This is a genomic window from Mesorhizobium sp. M7A.F.Ca.CA.001.10.2.1 (genome assembly GCF_003998575.1).
In the GTDB taxonomy this organism is placed as follows: domain Bacteria; phylum Pseudomonadota; class Alphaproteobacteria; order Rhizobiales; family Rhizobiaceae; genus Mesorhizobium.
In genome coordinates, this window is the sequence record NZ_RZQY01000132.1 from 1 (window position 1) to 11257 (window position 11257).

8 protein-coding genes and 1 pseudogene are annotated in these 11257 nt (G+C 64.2%); 3 read left to right on the forward strand and 6 right to left on the reverse strand.

All coding sequences use genetic code 11. From position 1 onward, the window contains the following. Positions 1-2850, forward strand: a pseudogene (locus tag EN964_RS11520) (kinesin); the annotation flags it as partial. A 285-nt stretch (positions 2851-3135) separates the two neighbouring features. On the opposite strand, the gene EN964_RS11530 reads toward EN964_RS11520, so the two are convergent. The 4 genes from EN964_RS11530 to EN964_RS11545 are packed head-to-tail and all read right to left on the reverse strand — an operon-like array spanning position 3136 to position 7222. Then, positions 3136-3843, reverse strand: coding sequence for an ABC-type transport auxiliary lipoprotein family protein (locus EN964_RS11530; RefSeq protein WP_127271479.1), 708 nt, complete (start codon positions 3841-3843; stop codon positions 3136-3138). Further along, on the reverse strand, positions 3824-5197 hold the full coding sequence (locus EN964_RS11535) for an MlaD family protein (protein WP_127272353.1): 1374 nt from the start codon (positions 5195-5197) through the stop codon (positions 3824-3826). The genes EN964_RS11530 and EN964_RS11535 overlap by 20 nt, the downstream gene beginning before the upstream one ends. A gap of 14 nt (positions 5198-5211) precedes the next feature. Beyond that, the gene (locus EN964_RS11540) at positions 5212-6033 is read right to left on the reverse strand and encodes an ABC transporter ATP-binding protein (RefSeq protein ID WP_127276369.1); all 822 of its coding nucleotides are present in this window, start codon (positions 6031-6033) and stop codon (positions 5212-5214) included. 1 nt (position 6034) lies between these two features. Continuing rightward, positions 6035-7222 (reverse strand): ABC transporter permease, encoded by a 1188-nt coding sequence (locus EN964_RS11545; RefSeq protein ID WP_023810578.1) that lies wholly within the window; start codon positions 7220-7222, stop codon positions 6035-6037. Between the two features lie 76 nt (positions 7223-7298). Between EN964_RS11545 and dgcA the strand changes: the two genes are divergently transcribed. Next, on the forward strand, positions 7299-8282 hold the full coding sequence (gene dgcA, locus EN964_RS11550) for an N-acetyl-D-Glu racemase DgcA (RefSeq protein ID WP_127276371.1): 984 nt from the start codon (positions 7299-7301) through the stop codon (positions 8280-8282). Here dgcA and EN964_RS11555 read toward each other — a convergent pair. Beyond that, entirely contained in the window at positions 8253-9467 is a 1215-nt protein-coding gene (locus EN964_RS11555; RefSeq protein ID WP_127272350.1) for an MFS transporter, read from the reverse strand. The two genes, dgcA and EN964_RS11555, sit on opposite strands and share 30 nt — an antisense overlap. 125 nt (positions 9468-9592) lie before the next feature. Further along, positions 9593-10375, reverse strand: coding sequence for a UDP-2,3-diacylglucosamine diphosphatase (locus EN964_RS11560; protein WP_164748893.1), 783 nt, complete (start codon positions 10373-10375; stop codon positions 9593-9595). 151 nt (positions 10376-10526) lie between these two features. Between EN964_RS11560 and EN964_RS11565 the strand changes: the two genes are divergently transcribed. Further along, the coding region (locus tag EN964_RS11565) for an SDR family oxidoreductase (RefSeq protein ID WP_164775785.1) at positions 10527-11257 on the forward strand (731 nt) is incomplete at its 3' end.

An 11257-nucleotide genomic window follows, 5' to 3' on the forward strand; every position in this document is an offset into this window, starting at 1 on the left:
ATCGAGGAGCGTGCCGGCACCATGGAGCGTGCGCTCTCGACAGGCGTAGACAACGTCCGCGCCGTGCTCGAGAAGAGCGCCGTGTTTGTCGCCGGCGCCCTGCGCGAAAAGGTGCTGGAAGTCACCAGCACCCTGCACGAGCAGGCCGGTGCCGCTTTCAGCGACGCCGACCGCAAGATCGCCGAGCGCGCCGAGCAGACGTCCGCCGCCCTGCTGGCGCGGGCCGAAGACATCGCCCGCACCTTCGAGGATGCAGACCGTCGCCTCCACGCTCGCGCCGAAGACACGTCCAACGCCTTGCTTGCCCGTGCCGACGATACGTCCAGCTCGCTGCTGGCCCGCGCGCATGAAACCGCCGATCAGCTGGCCGCTCGCGCAAGCGAGATCGCCGGCACCTTCGACGCCGCGGATCAGAAGCTGGCCGCCCGTGCCCAGGAAGCCGCCGATCAGCTGACTGCCCGGGCCCAGGACACCGCGGATCATCTGGCCGCCCGTGCAAGCGAGATTGCCGGCACGTTCGATGCGGCCGACCAGAAGCTGGTTGCCCGCGCTATCGAGACCGCCCAGTCGCTGGCCGCGCGTGCCGGCGACATCCTGCGCAACTTCGAAGGCGCCGACCAGCGGCTCGGCATGCGCATCGGCGAATCGGCCGAAGCGCTTGCCGCACGCGCGTCGGACCTTGGCCGCATTTTCGATGCCGCCGACCAGCAACTCGTCTCGCGCATCGCCGAAGGTTCGGAAGCGCTGTCGAGCCGTGCCTCGGAAATCGGCCGTATCTTCGACGAGGCGGATCAGCGTCTGGTGTCGCGCATCGCCAGCAGCACCTCCACGATCGGCGAGCATGCCGAGACGATCGTCGGTGCCTTTGCCGATACCGAGCAACGGGTTGCCGAACGCGCAAGGCGGACCGGCCAGGAGATGGCCGTGCACGCCCGCGAAATCGAGCAGGCGCTTGCCGGTGCGGACGAGCGTTTCGCGTCGAGTGCCGCGGCCGCGGCAGCCCGTGTCGAAGAGCAGGTCTCAGGCGTCGAGAACCGCCTCGCCTTCACAGCCGAGACGATGGGCCAGAAGCTCAACGAACAGGTGTCGAATGCCGAGGCGCAACTCGTCTCGCGCGCCAATGTGATCGCCGAGACCTTCACCGCGGTTGGCCAGCATATCGGCCAAAGCACCAACGATGCCGCCAAGACGATCGGCGCCAACACCCGCGAACTCAACACCATGCTCGCCGCACGTTCGGCCGAAATGTCGAAGATCCTCGACGAAACCGCACGGCCCCTGGTCGAGCGCTTCGCCCAGGGCGGCTCGGACCTGCAAAAGAGCATGGAAGAGGTCACCGAACGCGCCACCGAGAAGCTGCGCAGCGAGAATGCCGCGCTTGTCGACGCGCTCGCCAGCCGCACCGCCGAAACCTTGTCGGCGGTCGAAGGCGCCCGCTCGTCGCTGTCCGACAGCGTCGCTGATCTCATCGGCCGCATGACCAAGTCCAGCTCGCAGCTCGGCCAGCTGATCGATCAGGCCGCGGTCAATCTCGGCCAGGTCGATGAACGCCTGAGCGGCAGCACGCAAAGCTTCGCCGCCACCACGGAAAAAGCCGCGCAGACCTTCGCCAGCTCGGCACGTCTGGTCGATTCGAACACGACGAGGCTGACGGAACTGTCGTCGTCCACCTTGCGCGAGGTGGCGTCGATCGCCACCAAGTTCGACGAACACAGCCGCCTGCTGTCCAGCGCTTCGGACCTGCTGAGCTCGGCCCAGAGCAATCTCGAACACACGCTCGAACGGCAATCGTCGCTCGAAGACCTCGCTGTCGGCCTGGTCAAGAAGTCGGAAGATCTCGAAAGGGTCATGCGCTCGTTCGAAAATCTCGTCGGCCAGACGCTGCAGAACGCCGAAGGCAAGACGATGGAGTCGGCCGACAAGATCCGCAACGCCATCACCGACGTCGTCGATTCGGCAACCAAGCGCTTTGCCGATGCCACCGAGGAGATGCGGCGCACCGCCGGCTCGATCAAGAGCGAACTCGACCTGACCCGGGCCGAGCTCAAGAAGGGCGTCATCGAAATGCCCGAAGAGGCAAAGGAATCGACCTCGGCCATCCGCCGCGCCGTTTCCGAGCAGATCAACGCCCTGAAGGAGCTTTCGGACATCGTGGCCAAGTCCGGCCGCGGCGGTGACGGGTCCGAACCACGCAACCTGCGTCCGGCGCCGCAAGCGCCGGCCGCACGCGCTGCCGAGCCGCCGCGCCGCGCACCGGCACCGCAGCCGGACCTGCGCACGCCTCAGGCGCCCTTGGGCGGCCCTGCATTGCGCGGCACGCTCGACCTTGAGCGTCCTGCCGAGGCGGCACCGCGTCCGCGCGGCGATGCCAGCGCCCGCACGCCCCAGGGCGGATGGGTGCGGGATCTGCTGACCGCGGCATCGAACGATGAGGACCTCAGGTCGGCAGCCCCTACGGCCCCCGTGGAAGCGCAGCGCGCTACCCCTGCCCAGCGCTCGCCCCTGCATGTCGTGGAATCGCTGAACTCGCTCTCCGTCGATATCGCGCGTGCCATCGACCACGAGGCTTCGATCGAGCTGTGGAACCGCTACCGGCGTGGCGAGCGTGACGTGTTCACAAGGCGGCTCTACACGTTGAAGGGACAGCAGACGTTCGACGAGATCCGTCGCAAGTATCAGGCGGAAGCCGAGTTCCGCGCCGCTGTCGACCGCTACTGCGACGATTTCGAGAAGCTGCTCAAGGATGTCTCGCGCAACGACCGCGACAACATCATGGCGCAGACCTACCTGACGTCGGACACCGGCAAGGTCTACACCATGCTGGCCCATGCGAGCGGCCGCCTGCACTGAGCGGGCGACGAGGATCACAATCGGTCGGCGCCGCCCCTCATCCGCCTGCCGGCACCTTCTCCCCATATAGTGACGGGGAGAAGGAGATGGCCGCACTCCCGGCGCCCATTCAGCAACGTTGGCGATTGGCGAAATCTTCGGCGACAACGTCTTTCTCCCCGTCACTATACGGGGAGAAATGCCCGGCAGGGCAATGAGGGGCGGCGCAAACCAAAGATCTTTAGTCGATGCGCTGTGCGACGTGGTTTCAACGCGACGCACGATCGCTTTGAAAGCTCGGCCGGCTCAGATCACCGAATCCGTCCAGCGCACGATTTGCCCGGCGGCGTCGCCGAACGCCTTGTCGAGCGCGCTGACATAGGCAGGATTGCCGCTGCCCGAGACGGGTGCGGCTGCGGTGAAGCTCTTGGAGGCACGGACCTCGCCGTTGCGATCGTTCAGGATCCGCACGAACAGATCGACCTCGGCATGTTCGCCGCCGTCGACACGCACCTCGAAGGACCGGATTTCGACGATCACCTGATAGTCGATCGCCAGGCCCTCGCCCGGCTTGCCGACGCCGGCAAAGCTGCCCGAGCGCTGGAAGGTCTCGGCCAGCCGCGCCTGCACGATCAGCGGCAGCCGGTCGGCCCATTGCGCGCCCTTAAGATACTGGATCGAGCGATCCGACGGTTTGATGACGATGTTCTGGCTGTCCAGCGCCTTGAGCGCCGACGGCTGCGCGATCAGGATCTGGCGGCGGCTATGGCCATGCGCGTCGATCGACGGCGCCGACAGCTCGAACGTATCGAGCGGCGCGGGCTTGCCGCCCAACGCCGCGCAGCCGGCCAGCGTCAGGGCAAGCAGTGCCGCAGCCGATGTCAACCCGCCCGTTTTCACCCACACAGACTTCACGCGCGATCCCCGTTGTCCCCGGATCGTAAGATCGACCCGCTTTCGCGGCTCATGTTTCTGGGGCGCGCCGTCGCCGAAGTCAACGCCGCGCCCTGCCATCGAATTGCCGAACCTCGCCGTCGCCACCCGAAAGGATGCGCTGCGGATTGCGGCTGAGATCGGTCACCGCCTCTTCGATGCGGCTGATCGAACGGCGGCTGTCCTGCACCAAGGCCTCGACATTCGAAAGTCCCTGTCCCGAGAAGCGCGCCAGATTGTCGGTGATGACGCCAAGGCGGGCATTCAGCGTGTCGGCAACCTGCTTGAACGACTTCAGCGTCGCCCTGGCATCCGCCATCACGCCATCGGCCTGCCCCGACCCGAGCAAGGTATCGACCCTGGCAAGAATGCCATCGACCCGCACCGAGGCATCGTTGAGCCGTTGCGCGAGCTGCTTTGCGTCCTTGATCGTCTGGTCGATGTCGTCGGCCCGGTTGGCGAACTTGTGGGTCACCTCAGCGATATCGGCGGCGGCCTTGTCGGCGCTCTCGCTGGCCTTTTGGATGTTGGCGAGCGCCGAGCGCACTTGTGCGGGATCGATACCGTCGATCACGTTGTCGACCTTGGCCAGCGTGCCTTGCGTCCGTTTGGCGAAGTCGTTGACCGATCCCACGGCTGTATCGACGTTCTTGATCACGCCGTCGAGCTGCTTCGACGTCTCCTTGAGGTTACCGGTTACCGCGTCGACATTGGCGACGATGCTCTTGATCTTGTCCTTGTCGACGGCGTTGAGAAGGCCTTCGGCTGCTTTCAGCGTGCCGTCGAGTTTGCCGGAAACGCCTTTAAGCTCATCCGCCAGCGTGCTGGCGGCGGACAGGAATTTGTCGATGCCATCCGAATTCTTGGCCAGCGCATCGGAGAAGGTCTGAACATTCTGGACGGTCTGCGTCAGCGGCCCGCGAACGTCCCTGGTGAAGCCTTCGAGCTCGGTCAGCACCTTGTCGGCGCGGGTGAAGATATTCTGCGCCGTCTGCAAGAGGTTGGTCACCGCCGACGGGTTGGCGACGATCTCGGCGACCTTGCCTTCCTTTTCCGCCTGGTCGAGGAGTTTCACTTCCTTGGGGTCGGCGCCCTTGAGCTCGATGTTGGCCTGCCCGGTCAGGCCGGCAAGCCCGATATCGGCTTGCGTCGATTTGGTGATCGGCGTCATGCGGTCGATCTCGGTATCGGCGATGGCAACCGTCGGATTGTCGACGTCGATATAGACGCGCTTGACGTCGCCGACCTTGACGCCGTTGAACAGCACGAAACTGCCGCGGCCAAGCCCGGACGCAGAGCCCGGAATGCGCACGCGCAGCAACGTCGTCTCGCCCTTGTCGCCGATGGCCGCCGTCCAGTAGACGAAGGCAAACGCCGCCAGGATCGCGGCCAGCGTGAAGATGCCGACAATGACGTAGTTGGCTCTGGTTTCCATTGTCCCACTTATGGCTATGCGCGCGCCGCAAGATCAAGTTGCCGGGCGCGTTTTCCGCGGAAATAGGACTTTACCCACGGTTCCTCGCTCTTCAGCATGTCGTCGATGGTGCCTTCGACCAGCACTTTCTTCTTGCCGAGCACGGCCACCCGGTCGCAAGCGGTGAACAGCGTGTCGAGATCGTGCGTGACCATGTAGACAGTCAAATCCATCGTATCGCGCAGCTTGACCACCAGCTCGTCGAACTCCGCCGCGCTGATCGGATCGAGGCCCGATGTCGGCTCGTCGAGGAAGACGATGTCGGGATCGAGCGCCAGCGCCCGGGCCAGCGCGGCGCGCTTGATCATGCCGCCGGACAGTTCGGACGGGAATTTCTGCGCTGCATCGGGCGGCAGCCCGACCAGCTCGATCTTGAGCATCGCCAGTTCGTCCATCAGCTTTCGCGGCAGGTCGAGATATTCGCGCATCGGCACCTGGACGTTTTCCTGCACTGTCAGCGCCGAGAACAACGCGCCGTGCTGGAACAGCACGCCAAGTCGCATGTCGATGCGCAGACGCTCGGCATCATCAGCTTTCTCGACATCGACGCCGAACAGCTTGATCGTACCCGACTGCTTGCGCGTCAGGCCGAGAATGGTGCGCAGCAGAACGGATTTACCAGCACCCGAGGCGCCGACAAATCCAAGGATTTCGCCGCGCCTTATGTCGAGCGACAGTCTGTCGAGGATAAGCTTGTCGGCGAAGGACACGCTGATGTCGTGCGCGGATAGCACGATGTCGCCCTCACCCGCCTCATCCGCCAATGCGCCCGCCCTTTTCCTGTTTCGCAGGTTCATCTCAGAACTCGATCGCTGCGTAGAACATGGCAAAAAGTCCGTCGAGGATGATGACGACGAAGATCGACTTCACAACCGAAGCGGTAACATGCTGGCCGAGCGATTCGGCGCTGCCGCCGACCTTCATGCCTTCGACCGAGGCAATCGTGCCGATGATCATGGCCATGAACGGCGCCTTGATCAGGCCGGCAAAGATGGTGCTGAGATCGATGGCGACGCGCAACCGGTCGATGAAGGCGGCGGGCGGGATGTCGGAATAGAGCCAGGCAGCCAGTATGCCGCCGCCGAGTGCGGCGAAATTGGCGATGATGGTCAGGCATGGCAAGGCGATGACCAGCGCCACGAGCCGCGGAAAGACCAGGACGCCGATCGGGTTGAGCCCGATGACCTTCAGCGCGTCGACCTCCTCGCGCATCTTCATCGAGCCGATCTCGGCGGTGATCGCGCTGCCGGAGCGGCCGGCGATCATGATCGCCGTCATCAGCACGCCGAGTTCGCGCAGGATCAGCACGCCGACCAGGTCGACGACGAAGATATCGGCGCCGAAATAGCTGAGCTGATAGGCGCCTTGCTGGGCAACGATGGCGCCGACGATCGCCGACATCAGCACCACCACCGGAATGGCGCCGACGCCCATGCGGTCGATCTGGTTGAAAATCGCCGCCGGGTTGACGGCATGGCCACGGCCGAGCTTCATCTGCGCGCCACGGATGGTGGCGCCGAGGATGTTCATCGAAGCGAGAAAATCGTCGCGCATCTCGTAGACGCGGCGGCCGACCGCCTCAAGCGCGCGAATGACGATGTTGGGCGGCCGCGCCGGGCCGGATTCGGGTTCGCGCCGCACGGCCTCGCCGACAGCTTCGAGCAGGATCGAAGCGATCTCGCTCTGGCCTTGCATCTGGATCTCGACGCCCTTCTTCTCGAAGGCGCTGACCAGCCGGTCGATCAGCCAGGCGCCGGCGGTGTCCATCTTCTCGATCTTGGAAACATCGAGCGCCAAGGTTTTGAAGCCGCTTCGCTTTTCGATCTTGCGCATGTCGGCGTCGATGAGCGCGACGGTCCTTGTGGTCCAGATTCCGGAGAAAGCGCAGCCAAGAACGCCATCCTCCTCGCCGATCGCCACGCGCGGTTCGTGGTCAGCCTCCCCTGCGGTCGTGCCGCTTGCGTCGCGCTTGCCGATGGTCAACATGGCGTCCTGTTTAGCCTGACGGGTCTGACCTGTCGATTTGCCGACAACGCTTGTCGCACAGCAGGAGCAGAAAAATATGGCGCGTGTCATTTCGGTCGAGGCCGAGCGTTTTCCCATCGCCGGAACCTTCACCATTTCGCGAGGTTCCAAGACCGAAGCCGAGGTGATCTCCTGCACGATCGGCGAGGGCGGCCACCTCGGCCGCGGCGAATGCGTCCCCTACAAGCGCTATGGCGAGACCATGGAGGGCGTGCGCGACGCGATCGAGGCCATGCGCGGCCGGATCGCCGGTGGCATCAGCCGGACCGCCTTGCTCGATGCTATGCCGGCCGGAGCCGCCCGCAACGCCATAGACTGCGCCCTGTGGGACCTGGAGGCAAAGCTCAGCGGAACCTCGGTAGCAGTCGCGATAGGTGCTCTTCCCTTGCAGGCGCTCGAAACCGCCTACACGCTGTCGCTGGGCGAGCCGGAGGCGATGGCGGCGAAGGCTCGCGCCAATGCGGCGCGGCCGCTGCTCAAGGTCAAGATCGGCGGCGACAACGACATCGCCCGCATCCGCGCGGTCAGGCAGGCAGCGCCAGACAGCCGCATCATCCTCGACGCCAATGAGGGCTGGAGCGACGACAACATCGTTGCGAACCTCGCCTTTGCCGCCGAACAAGGCATCGCGCTGATCGAGCAGCCGCTGCCGGCCGGTCATGACGAAATCCTGCGCCATATCGCCCATCCCGTGCCGATCTGCGCCGATGAAAGCGTGCACGAGGCTGAGAATCTCGAAGCGCTTGTCGGTCTCTACGATGCCGTCAACATCAAGCTCGACAAGTCGGGGGGCCTGACTGCGGCACTGGTGCTGCGCGATCGCGCCCGCGAACTCGGTTTCGGCGTGATGGTCGGCTGCATGGTCGGCACGTCATTGGCGATGGCGCCGGCGGTGCTGCTTGCCCAGCATGCCGATTTCGTCGACCTCGACGGTCCGCTGCTGCTTGCCCGCGACCGGGTACCGGGCCTTGTCTACCAGGGATCGCTGGTGTCACCGCCCGAAGTGGCGCTGTGGGGCTGAGCGCGCTGCAAGGCCGATCAGCACGAGGCCGATCAAGGCGATCGGGATCATGGCAAAGAAGCCGTCCACGCCGAGATGGTCGTAGAGCGGGCCGGACGCCAGCGTCACCACCGCCATGAAGAAGCCGTTGGAGAAATAGGCAATGCCTTGCGCGGCACCTGTCCGCTCCTCGGAGACGGTTTCGCCGATCATCTTCTGCAGGCCGATCAGCCCAAGCGCCACCGAGACCGAGTGCAGCGACTGGACACCGAAGAAACCGGGAATGCCGAGGCCGAGCGGCCAGACCAGCGGAAAGGCGATCCAGCGCACGATGGAGCCGATCCCCGCCATCACCATGATCGACACGACGGAGAACCGGTCAAAAAAGCGGGTGAACATCATGAACATGCAGACTTCCGACACCACGCCCCAAGCCCATAAGAGACCGACAACCGAATCGCTGAGGCCGATCGATTTCCAGTAGATGGAGACGAAACCGTAGAGGAATGCGTGGCTGGCGGTGATGACGCCGACACCGACGGAAAAATACAGGAAATACGGGTTGAGAAGCTTCGGCGCCGAATGCTGGATATCAGTGGCCGACAGCGGTGAGGCGCGCCGCGGACGGCCTAGACGCGGCGCCAGCAGGCCGGCGGCAAGGGCCGCGGCAAACGCCGCCAGAATGATAACCGGAACGGCCTGCGAGCCGGTTGCCGACAGAATGAAGCCGCCGGCGACATTGGCGCAGAGATAGGAGATCGAGCCCCATTTGCGCATGCTTGTGTAGTTCGAACCGAAGCGGCGGACACCCGAAAGCGCCAGCGAATCGGCGATCGGCGAATGCGGCGTCCAGACAATGGTCAGCGCCAGTGAGACCGCCAGCACCATCGCATAGGTCGATGGCAGGAAATAGCCTGCCGACAGGAGCAGTGATGCAGCCATCAGCGCGACATAGACATCGGCGCGGTCCCTGGCACGGTCGGCCAACGCGGTCAGTAACGGCGTCGTCACCACGCGCAGGAACATCGGCGCCGCCAGAATGACGGCGATCTGCTCGGCGTGAAAACCCTTGGCCTGCAGCCACAGTGGAAAATAAGGCAAATGCGTTCCGAGCGGCACGTACAGCGTCGCGAAGATCAGGCTCATGCGCAGTTCGAAATGGCGCGGCTTGACGAGTTGTTCGGGCGAGAGCTGCGGCAGGGCCATGAATCGATCCAATCGCGCTGTATTCGACCGGACGGCAACGCGTATCGATCCCTTAACATGGACGAAAACCGGACGAAACCGGTTGGACTAATTGATCGATTCCGAAGCCCGAAAAAGACTTCGGACTATGCCGCCTGCCCTACCCGGTCCGCGATGAGCAACGGGACAAAGGGCTCGTCCGGCGCTTCTGGCAGCACCTGCGCCCAGGTCAGGATTTCCATGCGGCCGTCAAAATGCTCGACCACGGCCGTGCAGCTTTCCACCCAGTCGCCGGTGTTGATGTACTGGACATCGCCAAAATTCTCGATGACGGCATGATGGATGTGGCCGCAAATGACGCCGTCGACGTGTGAACGACGCGCCTCATCCGCAAGCATGGTCTGGAACGAGCCGATGAAGTTCACCGCTTTCTTGACGTTGTGCTTGGCCCAGGACGAAAACGACCAATACGGCAGGCCGAGCAGTTGCCGCAGCCGCGTCACCACGCGATTGACCAGCATGGCCGCGTCATAGGCGTGATCACCGAGATAGGCGAGCCAGCGCGCATTGTGGACCACGGTGTCGAACTGGTCGCCATGGATGACGAGCAGGCGCTTGCCGTCGGCGGTCTCGTGGATGGCACGGTCGGCGACGACGATGCCGCCGAAATGCACGCCCTGGAACTGGCGGGCGAACTCGTCATGGTTGCCGGCGATGTAGGTGATGTTGGCGCCCTTGCGCGCCTTGCGCAGCAGTTTCTGCACGACGTCATTGTGGCTTTGCGGCCAGTGCCAGCTCCGCCGCAGCCGCCAGCCGTCGACGATGTCGCCCACCAGATAGATGATATCGGCATCGTGATATCGAAGGAAATCGATCAGGAACTCGGCCTTGGCCGCCTTCGAGCCCAGATGGACGTCGGATATGAACATGCTGCGGAAAGTGCGGGGCTCTTGGCCGGACATCGCGATTTCACCGTTGCTTTCGCGAGCCTATGCCCCGATTCATGCAACAACCGTATGACGGTTGCGATTGGTCCAGCCGAAGGACTAGCTTGCCGGCCAAATCACAGGAGAAATCGTCATGGATCTCGGTATCCGCGGAAAGAAGGCCATCGTCTGCGCTTCGAGCAAGGGACTTGGGCGCGGTTGCGCCATGGCGCTGGCCGAGGCCGGCTGCGATGTCGTGGTCAACGGGCGCAACGCCGAACTGGTGGCGAAAACCGCCGCGGAGTTGCGCGAGCGATATGGCGTCACGGTGACGGAAGTCGTCGGCGACGTTTCGAAGCCGGAGGTGCAGAAGGCGCTGCTCGCGGCCTGTCCCGAGCCGGATATCCTGGTCAACAACAATGGCGGCCCGCCGCTTCGCGATTTCCGCACGCTCGATCGCGAAAAGATCCTCGAAGGCGTCACCCAGAATATGGTGACGCCGATCGAGCTCGTGCAGGCCGTGCTGGACGGCATGGCGGCACGCGGCTTCGGCCGCATCGTCAACATCACATCGCTGTCGGTCTATGTGCCCATTCCCGGCCTCGACCTGTCGTCCGGCGCGCGTGCCGGCCTGACCTCGTTCCTTGCCGGCGTGGCCAGAACGGTGATCGACCGCAACGTGACCATCAACAGTCTTTTGCCGGGCAAACTCGACACCGACCGGCTGCGCGGCCCGCACGAGGCCGGCACCATCGAGGATCCTGCCGCAGCCGCTGCACGCAAGACCCGCATCAGCGCTGATGTTCCGGCCAAGCGGCTCGGCACGCCGGAAGAATTCGGCCAGATCTGCGCCTTCCTGTGCTCGGTCCATGCGGGCTATCTGAC